The organism is Plebeiibacterium marinum, assembly GCF_026013615.1.
GTDB classification, from domain to species: Bacteria; Bacteroidota; Bacteroidia; order Bacteroidales; family Marinilabiliaceae; genus Saccharicrinis; species Saccharicrinis marinus_A.
On record NZ_JAPDPI010000013.1, the window covers coordinates 33,766 to 52,805 of the forward strand.

General features: G+C 36.9%; 10 protein-coding genes. 2 read left to right on the forward strand and 8 right to left on the reverse strand.

The genetic code is table 11. From position 1 onward, the window contains the following. Nucleotides 1-7: 7 nt before the first annotated feature. The 5 genes from OM074_RS08010 to OM074_RS08030 form a co-directional block, all read right to left on the reverse strand. A complete protein-coding gene (locus OM074_RS08010) occupies nt 8-1,600 on the reverse strand; it encodes a pectate lyase family protein (RefSeq protein ID WP_301198940.1) in 1,593 nt (530 codons plus the stop codon). A 126-nt stretch (nt 1,601-1,726) separates the two neighbouring features. Then, nucleotides 1,727-3,325 (reverse strand): DUF5123 domain-containing protein, encoded by a 1,599-nt coding sequence (locus tag OM074_RS08015; RefSeq protein ID WP_301198941.1) that lies wholly within the window; start codon nt 3,323-3,325, stop codon nt 1,727-1,729. A 32-nt stretch (nt 3,326-3,357) separates the two neighbouring features. Continuing rightward, complete coding sequence (locus OM074_RS08020; protein WP_301198942.1) at nt 3,358-5,379, reverse strand: RagB/SusD family nutrient uptake outer membrane protein; 2,022 nt, start codon at nt 5,377-5,379, stop codon at nt 3,358-3,360. Between the two features lie 11 nt (nt 5,380-5,390). After that, complete coding sequence (locus tag OM074_RS08025; RefSeq protein ID WP_301198943.1) at nt 5,391-8,663, reverse strand: SusC/RagA family TonB-linked outer membrane protein; 3,273 nt, start codon at nt 8,661-8,663, stop codon at nt 5,391-5,393. Between the two features lie 32 nt (nt 8,664-8,695). After that, nucleotides 8,696-9,628 (reverse strand): alpha/beta hydrolase, encoded by a 933-nt coding sequence (locus OM074_RS08030; protein ID WP_301198944.1) that lies wholly within the window; start codon nt 9,626-9,628, stop codon nt 8,696-8,698. A 287-nt stretch (nt 9,629-9,915) separates the two neighbouring features. Between OM074_RS08030 and OM074_RS08035 the strand changes: the two genes are divergently transcribed. Beyond that, on the forward strand, nt 9,916-14,283 hold the full coding sequence (locus OM074_RS08035; protein WP_301198945.1) for a hybrid sensor histidine kinase/response regulator transcription factor: 4,368 nt from the start codon (nt 9,916-9,918) through the stop codon (nt 14,281-14,283). 32 nt (nt 14,284-14,315) lie between these two features. Here OM074_RS08035 and OM074_RS08040 read toward each other — a convergent pair whose 3' ends face one another. From OM074_RS08040 to OM074_RS08050, 3 genes are read right to left on the reverse strand one after another with little or no spacing between them, the layout of a single operon-like run. Further along, on the reverse strand, nt 14,316-15,263 hold the full coding sequence (locus OM074_RS08040; RefSeq protein ID WP_301198946.1) for a pectinesterase family protein: 948 nt from the start codon (nt 15,261-15,263) through the stop codon (nt 14,316-14,318). 5 nt (nt 15,264-15,268) lie between these two features. Next, a complete protein-coding gene (locus OM074_RS08045; protein WP_301198947.1) occupies nt 15,269-16,255 on the reverse strand; it encodes an alpha/beta hydrolase in 987 nt (328 codons plus the stop codon). A gap of 6 nt (nt 16,256-16,261) precedes the next feature. Next, nucleotides 16,262-17,572 carry an acetylxylan esterase gene (locus tag OM074_RS08050; RefSeq protein ID WP_301198948.1) on the reverse strand — a complete coding sequence of 437 codons (1,311 nt, stop codon included), beginning with the start codon at nt 17,570-17,572 and terminating at the stop codon, nt 16,262-16,264. Nucleotides 17,573-17,979: 407 nt separating this feature from the next. On the opposite strand from OM074_RS08050, the gene OM074_RS08055 reads away from it, so the two are divergent. Further along, nucleotides 17,980-19,035, forward strand: coding sequence for a pectinesterase family protein (locus OM074_RS08055; RefSeq protein WP_301198949.1), 1,056 nt, complete (start codon nt 17,980-17,982; stop codon nt 19,033-19,035). Nucleotides 19,036-19,040: the final 5 nt, after the last annotated feature.

Sequence of the window (19,040 nt, forward strand, 5' to 3'; positions counted from 1 at the left end):
TTTATCCTTACTTCTTGGCATCAGTAATATCTGACACTAAACTATTTATATAAACCTCAATATTATCATACGCTGTACTTAAATTCCTTCCTTTGTGATCTTTTAGGTTAGGATCAAGTCCGTTATCAGTTTCCCATTGATCAGGCATACCGTCATTATCAGTATCCACCAAAGGCGTTCCAGCATCCAGATCAGGCCAGGCACTCCACTCATCACCTGCTCCTTCCGGTTTGGTATCATCCTGACTATCTATAATCCCTAATCTAGGATAATTGGTACTTTTCCAGTTTACATCCGAACCGGGAAAATCGGTACCATATCCATTGTGTTCGTTAAGTCCCTTATAGGCAGCCGTACCGTTTGTTACTTCATTTACAATACGATTATCAACCGCATCGCGCACCAGTGAACTTCCGGCATAAGCCAATACTTTTTCGTAAGCCGTTTCTGCATCATGCGTAGTAATAGCATCTGTTTCAACTTCAGTATACAGCCTCAAAAGTGCTTCTGTACCTTCAGTAAATCCATCCTTTTGATATATGTTAATACCAGTCCAGTTATTTCCAGTAACCCCACTGTTATATGGAAAAACGTTTCCGGAAATATAATAACGTCCCCAGACTCCAATTATTTCTTCAAAATAACCACCTGTGCCACTAATATCAATCTGCATAATACGACTGGCAACTTTATCAGCCGTGGCTGGTCCTGGTTTATAATAATTATTAACAATATTTATATGCATGGCCTCTCCGCCATAACAACCATTGCCATTCCAATTATAAAAAACATTATTACGAACATCAACCCTGTCGGTACCTGCATGTACAGCTCCTGGTCCAAACCTGGGTGTACGGCTATCATGATGAGCCATTAAGTTATGGTGAAACGAAGCATTCACTCCTCCCCAAATAGCCCCATAACCATGAGGGCCTTTAGAGTGTTTTGAAAGTCGCAAGCTTTCGGAAATAATAGACCATTGAAGCGTGAAGTTTTCATTATCGTAAAAAGAACAACATTCATCAGTACACCAGCTTACAGAACAATGGTCGATGATAATATTGTTTCGTTGACGCCCTCCCAAAGCATCGGCACCATCAGCCACTCCAGCTTCGAATACTTTCTTGTCACCCATCCTGAAACGTATAAAACGAATAATCACCTCATTTGCACTAACTGAAACAGGAAAATCAGCCAAAGTGATACCATCACCCGGTGCAGTTTGGCCTGCAATAGTAATATTATCATTATCAATTGACAGGGAAGATTGTAAATGAATGGTTCCTGAAGTATCAAAAACTACAATTCGGGCCCCTTCCTGATTAATAGCATAACGCAAAGTACCCGGAGAATTTGTATCCTCAAGAGAGGTTACCTTATAAACATTTCCTCCCCGGCCACCAATAGTGTTCATTCCTCCACCTTCAGCTCCCGGAAAAGCATATGGATCTTCCACCACGGCGTTATTGTTTCCTCCTTTAGTATCATCATCAGATTCTGATGTAACCGGACTCTTGGCCCATTTTTCATCCTTTTCACATCCTAACGAAATTAGCATGCTAAACGTAAAAATAACCAAGTAATACAAAGTATTTTTCATTTTTTATTAGTTATAGATAACAGCGGACTCGTAAAAAAAGATATAGAATTATCTTAACCCTAAACCTATGCCCTAAATAATGAGGGAGAATTACAAGCAACTCTCCCCCAAACAAATATTTACTATTTAATTAAACCATCTTTTATCTCCTGCCACTCCTGTACCAGCAAAACCGGCATCTTCCTGAATATGGAAATCTCCATTAACCGGATCAACAAACAATCCCTCCATACTTAGAGGTAATTCGGTAATTCCCGTTAACGGACGGTCTTTGATTAATAAATCATTGGTTTTGTAACTACCTGTATAATATATGGTAATATTACTATAAGTACCATAGGTATCGTTCAATTCCACGCCTCCGTTTGGCCCGCTGAAAATACAATCCTCAATAGTGACATTGGCAGGATTATTATTATCAAATCGCCAGAAATGGCTCATCGACCTGTTAATATTGCATAAAGTAATATTGCTAAATGTAATATCTGTAGAAACGCGAATATCTGCAAAACGAGTACTAATTTCGGTTAATGTACAATTGGTAACATCAATAGATCCAATTACGGATCCTGAGCCCACGTTTAGCATACCCCATCCACCGGTTTCTGAAATCATACAGTTATTTACAACAATACTATTTGCTGATCCTCCACTACGCAACCTTACAATTGAGTTGATTTCAGACACGTTACATCCATTTATTCTGATGTCAAAAGCGCTTTTATCACTACTATCAATATCAATGAGGAAGTTACCATCTGAAGTTGTTGACAGGTATTGAAGATTGATATTGTTGACAGCACTTTCTACTGTAAAATAAGCATTTTGCAGAGATGTTTTCACACCACTGACATCCTCTGAACCAACAAAGGCAATATTATTCACACCTGTAGGAATTATAATTTTTCCGCCAATATCATAAGATTGACCGGCAGCAAATTCCACATTAATATTAGTATTCCCACCTGCAACAAGATCCTGCAATGCTGCAGTAATAGCCTCTGCATTATCTGTATCCAAAACCTGGTATAAATAACCATCAGCAATACCGCTTGTTACCACATTAAGCGTACCCCGTACCTTATCTGCATTAAACATTTGAGCAATATAGTTTGTACCCATACTCAGTCCCTCAATCAGTATATTCCCAGCTGCCTTTTGATCATCAGTTAACTCAAAATTACTAACCAACTCATTATTAATATCAAACAAACTCAAATTTGTTACCCTATCCGAAACCGTCCATGATAAAGCTATTGATGTTGAAGTAGGTGTATATCCTGTAAATATTTGCTCGGCCGGAGTTTCAAAGTATAGTTCACACCAGTTTGATTCCTTTCCACTTGTTTCATCCACACTTTTCATCCTTACGGAATACCCAGTTGTTCCATCCAGATCAATAATTGTTTCCCTGAATTCGTTTTTTGTGATAGTTGATGAAGACGAAAATGGTGTTAAAGTATCTGCCCCCATTTCAACTATCCTTACTATATCCAGAAATTCCAGACTATCCTCACTAAATTCAAAAACATATTTGGTAGCAGATACAGACTGCGTGAATTTCAACTCCACAGCTGTAGATTCAATGCCCGAGACCTCAAAAAGTAAAGATTTAAAAAGTCTGTCATGCCCCTCTTCTACCTCCCAGTTGTTGTAATCATCCTCACAACTAATCCAAATAACCGAGAGAAGAGAAATACTTAGTATATATATTAATTTCTTCATTTTAATAAACAAATTGATTAAACAAAACATCATTAATAACCATAAGAGTTTGTCAATTTCCCTTTTGATTCATAAATATCTTCGTAATAGATGGCATAAAAATGCCTGTAGTTACAAATGTTATTTCCCATTGAGTATTGCGACAGGCTGGTTGCAATTTCATCACCATGGCTTAATGTACCAAGGAAACTTGAGTAGTCGTAATGTGCATACATTCCTGTACCTGCCAATAGTGTTTTTACAGGCCAATCAATGTAATATGTGCTGGTTCCCTCTTCGGGCTTAGCTGCTCTTTTAGGAAACCAGTCCACTGACTCATAATCGGCACCAGGACTAGCCCCCAACTCCTCATAGTAATTTATAGAAGAAGGATCAATATACTCATCATCAGCATATCTATAATATACGGTTTCAGGAAAATCAGAAGGTTGATATGTTTTATCAAATATTTGTACCTGTTGTGTATGATCCAGCATCAGGCATATGGCTTTTTTCATATCCTCAATCTTATCATACAATAATCCCCATCGTACTAAATCCTGTTTGCGGATAGACTCACAACCAAACTCCCACGCACGTTCGTTTACTATAGCCTCAAAGAAATCGGCATCGTATTGTTGAATTTTTGAAGACCCTGCACCAAAAGCTCTTTCACGCACTTTTTCCAAAGCCTGGCGAGCAGACATTTTTGCTGTTGCATTCACGTTATCCGATCCGTTTAAAGCATACTCAGCTTCGGCAAACATTAAATAAATATCAGAATAACGCATTAATATCCAGTTGATACCTGTAGCAATACGGCTATTAGCTGTTTTATGCAAGGCCAAATAAGCATCTGAAGTCCAGTATATGCGCCATTTGGCAAAAGTTACACCTAGCGGGTTGTTTGATAATTCCTCAATATTATCTTTTGAGTAATTCCTCCATGTCAGAGTAACATCCCGACGGGTATCTTCACGATCGAATGAATAAAAATAATAAGCTGTTGAAGTCACATAAGAACCTCCAAAACCACGGGCTCCATATTTTGTATTAGAAGCCACACTGTATCCCATCAATGAGCCAATATCACCATTGTTACCCATACCAAATGCCACTTCAAACAAGTTTTCATTTGATGCATTTTGTTGCTGGGCACAAACCGTTTTCCATATATTTTCATAATCAGGATCCAACTGATGAGGATTATCATCACTACCAATTACCTCTGCACATTGTTGAGCCGCTATGGCATAATACTCTCTCCAGTTTTGAACACGACCAACAAAATAACCACCACTTTCAGGAATAGTTGGATGATGCTCAATGGTTGTACTTTCAAATAAATTACCATCACGCAATGACCAACCTCCGGCAAACAAGGCTACTTTTGCCAATAATCCTTTAACATATCCTTTCGATATACGCTCTGAGGTTCCGTATTCGGTATTATCTCCTAACCATGGCACATAATCTACTGCTTCTTGCAAATCAGCTACCAGATATTTATAAATAGTATCGCGATCGGTTTTACTCATATACACATTTGAAAGGTCAGATTTGGATGACTCTGTTTTAAATGGAACATCGCCCCAATATCGCACTAACTCAAAATACACCATAGCACGTAGTGTTAATGCCTCTCCTAACATTGGTTTCATTTGAGATGCTGCGCTCTCTAAAATGGGTGAGTTTCTGAATCCATCAACTGCTGTAGATGCCAGTTCGGCCATTTCGAATAGAGATTGCCAGCGTGTTGTTCTGTTGTACTGATCATCGTAATAATTACCGGCACCTTCATCCCTTGAGGTGGAGTTATAAGTAGTATTATTAAACTCACGATTTGATTCTATATCGGTAACTCCCTGCCAGTTTACAGACAGCTTTTGTCCGTAAATATAAGTATCGGTCATTTTACCATAAAGTCCCATAACAGCAGCCTCGGCCATTGATGCTGTTTGATATACCGTTTCGGAACTTAATTTTGAAGGAGAACTTGTTTCCAGAAAATCATCTTCGCAAGAAACTACTCCCAAAGTTAAAATTATTGATAAGTAATATATTATTCGTTTCATTTTACTAACACTTAAAAAGTTACATTAATACCAAACAATAGTGTTTTTGCTTTTGGATAAGCAGAGTAATCTACTCCCGGAGTCAAAGGTGTTGAGCGGCGGGTATCTACTTCCGGATCTTGTCCTGTATATTTTGTCCAACACTTTAAATTGTTTGCAGTTACATATACACGTAGTTTTTTCATCAAAACCTTTTCTGATATGCTTTTAGGTAAAGTATACCCCAAAGTCAGGTTACTCAGTCGTAAAAACGAACCATCTTCAATAGCCCAATCGGTTAAAACAGTTGAATTAGCCCTGGGATGCCAGATCCGTGCATCTTTATTTAACTCTTTTAGCAATTCAGGATTGGCATTTTCTCCAAACATGATGTTATATCCTGTTGCAGGATCGATGGTTGTAAAACGATTATCCAAACTCATTACCGACAATAGATTCTGATATCTTTTTGATCCGCTAAATGAGGTAAAGTCAATTTTATTTGCGTTATAAATATCATTTCCATACGACCAATTAAACTGTGCGCCAAAGTCGAATCCTTTATAACTGGCATTCATTGAAAATCCACCGGTATGTTTTGGTTGGGCATGTCCGATGACTTTCCTATCCTCATCCGGAGAGATTTCGGTACCCTCACCACTTAACTTTTTAAGTTTCATATGTCCGGGACCAAAATAATCACCCGAATTGGTAAACACCGATGAAGCATCTACAACACCTTCTTTCAGATCCCATTTGTTAGTAGTTTCATTAAAAGTAAAATCATCAAAAGTGTACATACCATCAGAAACATAACCATACATTTCACCAACCGGCTGACCAACCACAGCACGAAAATCATCGCTACCTAAATTAAGTCCCCATCCCGAAGATGCTATTAACTCATCTGAACCATCCAGCTCTTCAATTTTATTCCTGTTAAATGAAATATTAAAACTGGCCGAAAGTTTAAAATCTCTATTATCAACAATATATCCTGTAGCTGCTATTTCAATACCCCGGTTAGAAGTACTTCCTACATTTTGATACTGCTTATCATATCCTGAATTCGAAGGTAATGCCACACCCAGGATCAAATCCTTCACTTCGGTTTTGTAGGCATCAATATTAACCGACAATCTTTGATCAAAAAATCCTAAATCCAGACCAATATTAGAAGAAATGGTTGTTTCCCAGGTTAAGTCCTCATTTTTTAATACCGACGAAGTAACCAAAGCACTTTGCGCCTCATCGTTAATATAATACAGGTTTCTGTAATTATCCTCAAAACTATACTCTTGTCGCCAGTAAGAACCCACGCGGGCATTACCTACTGCACCATAACTCAAACGAAGTTTTGCATTTGACATCCAGTCTTTAACACCATCCATAAAAGCTTCATCCGACAGTCTCCAGGCAAAGGCTGCTCCCGGAAAATAACCCCAACGATTATTCGGTGCGAACACGTTTTTACCATCGGCGCGTAGCGTTAAAGTAAGAAGGTAACGATCGTACAAGTTATAGTTTAAACGACCAAAATAAGAATTGGTACGAGATGGTTCATTTATGGTAGTATAGGTAGGAGATGCTGTACCATAATTCCACATTGCCAGTACATCATCGGCCGAAAAATCGGAAGGGAAAAATTTAGACATCACTTCCATATCTTTTCTCTCGGAACTATACAATTCCTGCCCTGCCAACAACTTGAATTTATGCACCTTATTATTTAAGTCAAAATCATATGTCAATGTATTTTGAACAGAATACCTAAAGCCTTTTTGATCGGTTCGCTTAGCTACCGGCTGGCCACCATTAGAACTGGCTTCGCCTGTTTTTTTAAGCCAGATATTATCGGTATAATTTTTCTCATAATCGTAAGATCCTTTTGTTGTATACCTTAAACCTTTAATAATGTCCCACGATAAACTTGCATTGTAAGTTTGTCTGAACTTATTTTGCTCCTTATATTCATTAACCGTATTAAAAATAGGATCATTAAGCGAGCTCAAAGCCTCTGCCGAAGTCACATCTTCATTCCCTACCAACTGATCTTCGGATAAATACGACAAACTACGAACCGGGGCATACTTAACTCCATCACGTAGTTTTTTCCCACTTGATACACTAGGCCCTTCTATGGTAGTATTAGATAATCTTGAGGTTAAATTAAATGAAAGTTTTCTGCCAATCTTTTTGCTTAACTTCAATGTTACGTAATCTCTTTTATAGGCAGAATTTAACATGATAAAATCCTCATCATCACGCGTATAATTAAGATTATACTTAAAATCCTTATCTCCGCCATTTAAGCTGACACTAAGATTTTTTTGCACACCTGTATTTCCATACAACTGATCTTGCCAATCAATTCCTTCTACCCCTTTGTATATATCGATATCTTCCCACAAACCATAACTATTGGTAAATGCAGAATTGGTACTGGTACTTGGATCGAGTTCCCTTTGATAATAAACAAACTCATAGGGAGACAAAACATCATTTAAATTATATGCCTTTTTAATTCCCACATATGAATTAATGTTTATTTCTGTTTTCCCTTCCTTACCTGATTTAGTTGTAATTAAAATTACACCATTAGCACCCTGAGCACCATAAATAGCTGTTGAAGAGGCATCTTTTAACACATCAATAGTCTCAATATCACCAGGAGGTATATCTCCAATGCTACTAACCTGGAAGCCATCAACTATATATAAAGGTGAATTATCCTGGGTAATAGATCCCCCACCACGCACACGGATTTTCACTTCTGCATCAGGCGAACCTTCTGTTACGGTAACATTAACCCCGGCCAAACGACCTGAGATAGCCTGCATGGCAGATGTAGCCGGTATATCACTCAACGCCTCAGCGCTAACTGAGGCCACCGAACCAGTAAGGTCTCTTCGCTTTGTTGTTCCATAACCTACAGCAACAACTTCCTCTAAACCAATAAACTCATCTTTCAACACTGTATTAATTACTTTCCTTCTATCCACACTAATTTCCTGCGTTTTCATACCAATAAAAGAAAATACGAGTATTCCGTCAACAGGAACATCATTTAAAATATATTGGCCGTTTACATCAGTAATAGTACCGGTATTTAACCCTTTTACAGCAATTGTAACACCCGGAATTACCATACCATTTTCATCAGAAACTTTCCCTGTAACCGTAATTTTCTCTCCTCCTTGAGAAAACATGATTGAGGAATACATAAGAATTGAAATCAAAACCAGAAATTTCAATTGTTGATTCTTCCACAAGTCAAAGAATCTCTTTGACAGATAATTTTTCATAAATTTTTGATTTTAAATTAATAATATTTGAATTACAAAACTTCTTTTCTTGTTAAATATCCCATCTCATTCATCCAGGCTTCACATAAGTCTGTCCATAAGTTTGTGGACCCCGGATTGTTGCGCAGAGCAATTGAATGCTTTCCTTTAGAAAAAACATGCAAACAAGATGGTATGCCTGCAGCTTGTAAGGCCTGATAGTAACGCAGGCTGTTCATTGGGTTTACTACCGGATCATCAGAAGCACAGGCTATAAAAGCAGGAGGCGTATGAACTCCGACATTCAGCTCTCCTGAGAATAAAGATTTCATTTTCTCATCTGGATTTTCTCCCAGCAATGCCTTTCTGCTCCCCTTATGAGCATCTTGCTGCATGCTGATGGCTCCTGATATTGAAATCTGAAAATCAGGAACAAAAGTGAAACGATCAATAGAATCACCGGCACAGGAATAATCATTTGTTAAAGTGGATAAATTGGATACCAAACCACCACCTGCAGAACATCCCATCGCACCAATCCTTTCCGGATCCATATTCCATAAGGCAGCATGAGAACGAACCAGTTTCATTGCTCTCTGAGCATCAGTCAAAGGACCAAACGCACTATCGGTTAAATCCGGGGAAACGGGCAAACGATATAATACAACAAAAGCATTAACCCCAAAGGTATTAAACCACTTTGCCAACTGGATGCCGGCAATATTATAAGCTTCTTTACGATAACCTCCCGGAGGGAAAATCAATACGGCCGAACCTGTATTTTCTTCTTTGGAAGTAAAATAACAATACATGCCCGGAACATCAATCTGCGTTATTCTTTCACGCTCTTCTATTCGGGGCAATTCCATTCCCCTGGAATTTGGCATATTATACTCGCCCCATAGCGGCATATACTCCTGTGAGTAAATACTTCCACTGAACCATAATATAACACTACCTAATATCATTAACTTTATATGTTCCATCGCGTTTTTTAAATTACTGTAACAAAACTATTTAATATCTATCCAGACATAGGATGGCACATTGCAATATGTAGGTAGTCATTTTGCAATAAGGGTATATTTGTATAAATTTCAGATAGGAGGTGATTTTGCAGAACAATTGATCTGCAGTCGATTTCAACCCATAAACAGGGGGTATTTCACAACATAGGAAGGGTTGTTTTACAATAATACAGACAATCATTTATGTTTGATTAATAACTCTTATTTTTATAAAAAATACCGTTGAAATTTTAAATAATATTGAGATGAAAAAACTGAGTACATACTCTATTGTTCTTTTTGTTTGCATCATATCTTTTGTCAAAACAAGCGGCCAGGTTGTTTCTACCCTTAATCATTATTTGGTTGAAGACGGGCTTCCCCATAATTTAATTAATGATATTATTCAGGATAAAAAAGGTTTTATATGGATTAGTACGTTTAATGGTTTATGCAAGTATGATGGTTATGCATTTCACCAGTACACACCTCATGCTTACGACTCAACAATCTTAAAAACCAACAGAATAGGCAGGCTAACTGAAGACAGTCTGGGCAGAATATGGATGGAATCAAAAGCTTTTGGTCCTATTATTAATTGCTTTGACCCGGAAACTGAAAAGTTTTGGGACAAAAAAACGGATAAGGATAAACTGACCGAGAACTTTAATTTATCACGTATAGTTCCTACAAAATCGGATATGGTTTGGCTACTTTCCGACTCTGCAGGATGTATTTGTGTTTCAGGTAAAGATTACTTAGTAAGTTATTTTAATTCGTCTCAAAATAATTTAAATGCAACAGGCGTATACAATGTACACCAGGATCTGCAAAATAATACGTGGTTATTGACAAACAACGGGATTACCACGTTCCCAAAGAATAATTTTAAAACCCCTGCTCACTTTTTTGACAAAGAACCAGGAAAAAACACCCCTTTTTACGAGTATCTGGAGTTTGATGATGAAATATGGTTTGGAGGTATTTCCGGAATTATTGCCAAATACTCCAAATCGAATAAATCATTCAGCATACAAAAGCTGCCTATTGATGGAAATATAATTAAACTAATCCCATTAAATAACTTTAGCGTATTAGCAGTAACAAACAACAAAGGTTTTTGTACGATACATCGGTATTCAAGGAACACTAAAGTTTATAATTCTGCAACTTATCCTCATTTGAATATAAGGCATCTACATCCTTTAACAATTACAAACGACTATCAGTTTTGGTATTACAACAGCTCAAAACCTGGCATTAACCTTTTTAATTTTAATGATAACAGCAATACATTTTTTCCCGCCAAAAGATCAGACAATTCTAATTCTTCCAAACAATCAACTCCTTATGTTCTAACAAATAGTAAAGGACAGATCTGGGTACAAGCTCTTGATGGAGGCTTTTCTTTATATAATCAGGAATCAAATACGCTTGTTCCTTTAAAATCGGAATACAAAGAACCAGAAATGGCCTTTTCAAATGATTTCAGAGTTGCCTTGTTTGACAAACAGGACAATTTATGGTTTAATAGCTATGCCGCAGGATTGGGAAAAATAGTTTTTAGTAAAAACAATTTTGAAACCCTAAAAATAAAAAGCCAAATCAGCAGTAACATCAGGGCCATATACCAACTAAAGAACAATTACATTCTTGTTGCCAATAAAGACAACCAAATATTAGTTTTTGATAAAGACTTAAACTTTACCGGACAGCTATCATCTAATGGTAAACTGGCTGATAATTCAAATTGGGGAAAACCGGCTTACAATTTTTTTGAAGATTCAAAGGGAAATCTATGGATTGCCACAAGAGGGGATGGAGTATATAAGTTAACGCCCAATAAAAAATTATTTAATTATTCGGTTTCTCATTTCAAGCACAATCCGAATAATATCCATAGCCTTAGCAATGACCAGGTATACTCAATATTTGAAGATAGCAATAAACGTATATGGATTGGGACTCTCGACGGGCTTCATCTTGCCTTAAACAATAAAGATTCCATCCAGTTTATTAATATTCATAATAAGTTTAAAATAAAAGATATTGGCAAAAGAAGAATCAGGTGTGTAAATGAAACCCCTTCAGGATTGCTGTGCTCAGGATCCATGAATGGTTTATTAATTTTTAATCCAGACTCTCTTAATAGTAAAAATTTAAGCTGGAAAACTTATAATAAACAGATATTACCAAACAAAGGATTAGGAAGTAATGATGTTATTGATTTATGTGTATCAAAATCTAAAAAGGTATTTATTGCCACAGCTTATGGAGGCATAACACGTATTGACTCTGTTGATAACTTTGGGTATCCTGTAGTCTTTAAAACTTACACAAAGAAAGACGGTTTGCCTTCAAATAATATCCTCTCGTTAGTTGAGGATTTAAATGGGAAATTATGGATTACCATGGACTTTCAGATATGCAGGTTTGACCCTAACAAGGAGCACATTGAAGTATTTCCGGAAATAAAAACCAAGATTCACGGCAGAAACTTTTCTGAAGCCACAAGGTATTGTCTCAATTCCGGAGAACTGCTTTTTGGCTATAGCAACGGAGTTATTCATTTTTTTCCCGACCAAATTAAAACAAACAATTATTCGCCATATATTTCATTATTGAGTATTCGGAAATTCAACAAAAGGGGGTCATCCCAAAATCAAATCACAACTTTAAATGGTGTCGACAACGGCCACCCCGTTGTGTTTTCCCATCAGGAAAACTTTTTTCATATTGACTATGCAGCACTGGATTACGACAACCCTTCAAACATAAAGTATGCATACAAATTAGAGGGTTTTGATAACTACTGGAATTATGTAGATAAACAAAGAACGGCTATTTATACAAATGTTCCTAAAGGAGACTACCTTTTCAAGGTCAAATCTACCAATAGCCAGGGTGTGTGGTCGAATAACCAAAGGGAATTACCCATTACCATTTTACCTTCATTTTGGGAAACAAACTGGGCGTATGCTCTTTATATTTCCATCATGTTAATTATTCTATTAACCACCAATTACACATTAATAACCATTTACAAACTCAAATCAAATATTAATGTGGAGAGAAAAATGTCTCGTTTAAGACAAAAATTCTTTACGGATATCTCTCATGAAATACGAACCCCTTTAACCATGATTACAGGTCCTATTGATTACCTGATTAATGATCCCCGCACACCTAAAAACGTAAAAAACCAATTGAGTTACGTAGCCCAAAGCTCATCGCGCATGTTACGACTTGTAAACCAAATTCTTGATTTCAGAAAAGTACAGGAGATGAAATTGAAAGTATCTGAAATTGAAATCGGAACCTTTGTCAAGGAAATATATAATGATTTTATTGAAATTGCCCATGAACAGGATATTTCTTTTAATTTTGAAAACCACGCTGAAGGTGTAAAAATTTGGGCAGACCATAAAAGCCTTGAAAAAATCGTGATGAACCTTCTTTCCAATGCTTTTAAATATACTCCGCAGGGAAAATCAATTACAGTCAGCATTTTTTCTGATGAAAAAACTGCAACCATAAATGTTAGTGATCAGGGCATTGGTATTTCAAAAGATGTTATTAACAAGCTATTTACCCGTTTTGTTTCTTTTAGCGAAGATGAAAATAAACCGAGCACGGGGATTGGCCTATCCATAGTTAAAGAGGAAGCAGACAAGCACAAAGCCAGGGTAACAGTAAATAGTCAACCAGGTAAAGGAAGCGTATTTTCGGTACAGTTTAAAACCGGGAAAAACCACTTTCCTGACGATATAGAATTTATAAATACTAATCCTGCTGATCAAAGCAACCCCGAAGTATCAAAAAATCAAATAACCACAAAAATAAAGATCCCCAATAGCAGTAAAGTTAAGGTGCTGATTGTTGAAGATGACCATGAACTAAGGTCTTTCATTAAAAACATTTTGGAACAAGACTATGAAATATTAACCGCTGAAGACGGGTTTGCAGGTTTTAACATTGCTGTTGAGCATTGTCCTGATTTTATTATCAGCGACATTATGATGCCCAAAATAAATGGTATCGATCTGCTTAAAAAACTCAGGGACGATATTAGAACCAGTCATATCCCAATCATACTATTAACGGCAAAAGCAAATATCGAAAGCAAACTGGAAGGCTTAACCTATGGAGCTGATGATTATATAACCAAGCCCTTTAGTGTTCCTTATTTTAAAGCAAGGATTGAAAATTTGTTAAACCAACGAAAGAGGTTACATGAAATATTTACCCGGGGAGACAATGCCGAATTTAAAGAGTTTAAACCCAAGCCCTTCCTGATTACAAACCAGGACGAGGCTATAATGGAAAAAATAATACATATCATTGAGCAAAACATGGACAACGGTGAGTTTTCTGTTGAGGATTTAGCCTCTCATATTGGTTTAAACAGAACAACTATGTTTTACAAAATAAAAGGTTTAACCGGTTTTTCACCTGTAGAATTTGTAAGAGATTTTCGCCTGAAACGAGCTGCTCAAATGATTACCGACAGTCAGCTGCTTATTAAAGAAATAGCTTTTATGACAGGATTCCAGGACCTGAAGTATTTTGGAAAATGCTTTAAAAAGAAATACGAAATGACTCCAATGGAATACAGGAAAAGTAACTTGAAATAGCATAGCAACTATTTCAAGTTAAAGTATATTCGTTAGTCCATCTCAACTTCAAATCTAAAGATATTGTTAATTGAATATTGCTCTGCTTGCTTTGGGGTTAACTGGTGCGACCATTTAACCCGTTTCGCAACATTGGCACCCGGACCTTTGCTGTTATATTCAGCATAAAAAGAAGTTTTCTCCCTATTGGGTTGTCCCCAATTATGCCAGCCTTCCGGTACAATATGAGCCCCCATTTCACAATCGATAAAAACTACATTGGCATAATCTCGCCATGGCCGTCCAAGGTACACCTTATCCACTCCCTCTTCAGCGCTTAGTTTACAGTCTTTAAAAACATAGCCATATTTGTGATCCTTTGTAGTGCTTGCGGCTGTTATATATGAATTTCGTTTACTATGGAGCGTACAGTTTTCAAATACAGCAATGGCTGCACCAAAAATAAAATCAGTTGTCCCATCAATAAAACAGTTTGTAAACAATTGGCGACTATTTTTCCCTGCTGCGTATAATGTGTCTTGATTTCCCAATAGATTACAGTCTTTAATTTCAAACAAATCACCTTCTACATGTAAGGCTACAGCTTGTCCTACTTCACCTGCCCCATTTTCAATTGTTAAATTAACCATCTTAATATTATCACCTGACACTTTCACGGTATAGCTATTAAAAGTTCCAATACCAGGCATTCCTGCATGGTCAGAGTATGTAATTATCGTATTTTCCTTACTTTCTCCTACCAGTTTAATATTTGTCAGAAATGAATCTATAAAAACCTTTTCATGATAAATTCCATCCTTAATAAAAATCACCTGTTCATAATCCCTAAAAGCTTTACAGTGATTCAAAGCCTCCTGGATTGTAGTATAATCCCCGCTTCCATCAATTGCAACAACAACTTTATCCTGCCCTGACACTGTTACACTTAACAGAAAAGCCAGCATAATTATTCCAAAAACTTTATTTAATATCAATTTCATAATTCCTACTTCATTACTTTGTTCATAAAATCCACCATATAATCCACTGTTTCATCTATAAATGGATGAAACAACCAGAATGTATGCATACGGACTTTAAACTTTACCACATCGTTATATATTCCCCATTCATTTAACATACCAATTAACTCATCCTGACCTGCATGAAATCTGGGATAACCACTATTGATAAACAACATTGGAACTGAGTTTTCATTAGCCCAGTATATGGGAGATACTTCTTTCCAACGTTCCGGAACATCTTTAAATTGCCCGCCTATCCATTGTACGTCCGGAGAATCATCACGCCTTTCTTTGTTTAACGAAAGAGGAGCCATAAAATTCAACACTCCGTCAATATCAATAATTGCCTGTACAGAACTTGAGTTGGATTCATTTCCCATAGTCCCTTCAAATTTCTCTACGCCATTGGTTAATCCCACTAATGAAGCCAGGTGACCTCCGGCTGATGTGCCGGAAATAGCGATTCTTTCAGGATCGATATTATATTTATCGGCATTAGCACGCATCCATCGTATTGCAGATTTTATATTATGAACAGCAGCAGGATAAGGCGCTTCCAAAGCCAATTGGTATTCAACAGCAATGGCCACAAAACCTCTTTTGGCAATCATCTGTGCCATTGGCACCAATAGTGACTTGTTGCCCGATTTCCAGCCACCTCCGTGAATAAGAATGATGGCAGGGTATTTTCCTTCCTTTTCCGGTCGAAATATATCTACATGCAGATCGCGTTTACCATACTCTGTTTTTTTTAGCGTTGTATAGATCACATCTCTTTCTCCATCAACACCTTTAGGTAACTCATCCTCTGCTGCCAATAAATAGGGGTAATGTTTTTGATATTTGCGTAACTGGTTTGCAACGGTATAACTGGTATCAACCGGAAAAGCCGGCGCTTTTGTTTGCGCACTCACCATTGAGGCAAAAAATAAAAAATATATTATTACAGTCGTTGTTTTTAAACTCATAGTAATTTATTTTAATTGTGTTCGGATCCAATCTAAAATGTAATGACGCGTGGTTAGCGAAATCCAATGTTCATTTACGGGAGTAACTAACGATTCTTTTTTAGTGTTTAGGGTATTATATACAATATAACTTGTTGTTGGAGGACAAACATTATCATTATACCCCCATGTCATAAATACTGGAACTCTAATTTTTCGGGCGAAATTTACAACATCAAAATACTGCAAGGTTTTCAGTTTTTCAGGTGTGTCCATACCATCAAACTTTGTAAATAAATGAGGATACCCTCCTGCTTTACCAATTTTATACCTGGCCATATCGCTTAAAGCCGGATGATTTGCTGCACAAGCTGTAATTCGGGAGTCAAGACCTGCAGTTATCAGAGCCAATGCTCCTCCCTGACTTCCGCCTTGTGCTATCAGGTTTTTGCCGTCCCATTCAGGTAATGTTGTTAAATAATCAAGAACCCTGACACATGACAAGTAAACTTTCTTCATGTAATAATTATCCCTGTTATCCAATCCGTTAACCAGATAGCTATTATGCTTATTACCAAATGCGCTACTAATCTCATTATAATCTTTACGCTCAAGATCTGGCCTGATACCATGAATCTCCATATCAAAGCGAATAAATCCGCTTTCTGCATAAAAAATATCTTTTAAAGGATTCATCGGTTTAATACCAGCTCCCGGTGGAGAGAAAACAACTGGGAATTTACCTTCTTTTTTAGGAATAGTTAAATAGCCATAAACATATCGTCCTTTTTCATAGGCCTGTATTTTAACCAAATAGCAATCTATTTTATCGCTTGAATATTCTGGAACAAAAGTACGTTCCACTTTCATTGTACATGCTGCAGCTTCTTCTTTTGCATCTTCCCAGAAGGAATCAAAATCTGAAGGCATTTTGGTATAAGCGATTAACTTTTCCGGGTCAAATCCTATCTTAATGTGATGTTTATATTCTTTTCCGTTCAGGGTTATCTTCAAATTCAAATCCATAAAACCAGGATACTTTAAAGTCCCCATGTTAATCGAAGCTACTCCATTTTTGATTTTTACAGATCCTGATTTGTCAGCCTCCATCATATCCGGAGCTATACTGTAATTTACGGTAAGTGTATCTTGTAGTATTCCATAATGGTAAACAGCAACTGAAATTTTTGCCTTTTCATTGGTTTTGTACAACCAATTGGAATGATCCGGAGTTGTTACCCACAACACATCACTTCTGTGAGGATAATTTTCAGCAGATATTTTTGTGTATACACCAAATAAAAAAGCAATTACGAGTAGAATATTTATTCTGTACATTATCATAAAAGTTTTAATATATTTTCATACAAAGTTATAGAGTATTTACTATAAACACGGGGCTAAATCATCCCAAAGAAAGGGTCATTTAACAAACCTCCATAGTCAATAGTAAAATACCCCTTTCTTTTCTGCAAAACACAACCGCCTATATACCAATCTACAATCTACTTTTGTTAATCAGTTGCAGCAAGAAAACTCCTGTTTTATAGTGACTCCCATCGCTCACCCCGAACCCCTAAAGGGGAAATCCCTCGCTCTATGCGGGTTGATGGTTCTCCCATTAGAGCCTTTCCCGAACTTGTATTCGGGAAAGTAAGAGAGTGTATGGAGGGAAGAAGTTGAACTTTTCTTGCCAACACTAACAAGTAACAAGTCATATTAATAACAATAAAAACAAAAAGAAAATGAAGACCTTTCGTCCATTTTTACTAATCATCTTATTGGCATGTACTTTTTTTCCATCTTATGCCATAAACAATTCCGAATCTTATATTACCGTTTCTTTAGATGGAACAGGTAACTTTTCGAGCATACAGGAAGCTATTAATTCTATCAAAAACAATCAGGAAAAACGAACTGTAATATTTATTAAAAATGGGTTGTACGATACTGAAAAAATCTTAATCCCAGAGGATAAAACGAATATTACTTTTCGGGGAGAAAGTCGTGATAAAACAATTATTAGTTACCATATTTATGATTGCAAAGGTGGGTTTAACAATAAATGTCCTGCAGAGGATGCAGCCAAGTGGACCGGACAAGCCATTAGAACTTCAGCATCTATAACCATTCAAGGAGACGGATTTCAGGCAGAAAATATTACTTTCCAAAACACAGCAGGAGCTGTTGGTCAGGCTTTGGCCATATTTATAACCTCCGACAAAAATGTTTTTTACAATTGCGCTTTTCTTAGTTATCAGGATACGATGCTATTAGGAAAAGACCAAACCAGAAGCTACTTTAAAAACTGCTTGATTTTAGGCAGGACAGACTATATCTATGGCTCTGGAATTGGTTTCTTCGATTCGTGTGAAATCCGAAGTTACGGTGGTGGATGGATAACAGCTCCAAGTACACCTAAAAAACAAAACTATGGCTTTGTATTTTATAAATGTAAACTCACATTCGCAAACAACAGCCCTAGACCTAAAGATGACAATCAGTTAATCAGTTTAGGGAGGCCGTGGCATAATTACCCCAAAGTTGCCTGGATAAAATGTGAAATGGGAGAAAAAATAAATCCTGTAGGATGGCCTACTTTATGGCATATGGAATATGCCCCAACAAGTAAGGACTTGCATTTATACGAATACAAAAATACAGGTGTGAGCTCAGATATTTCCCAAAGGGCTACATGGGCCGGATTACGGGAACTTATGCCTGATGAAGCAAAGCTTTACTCAATAAAAAATGTTTTAAAAGGCAATGATAACTGGATAGCAAAATTACAAAAACGATAAAATCT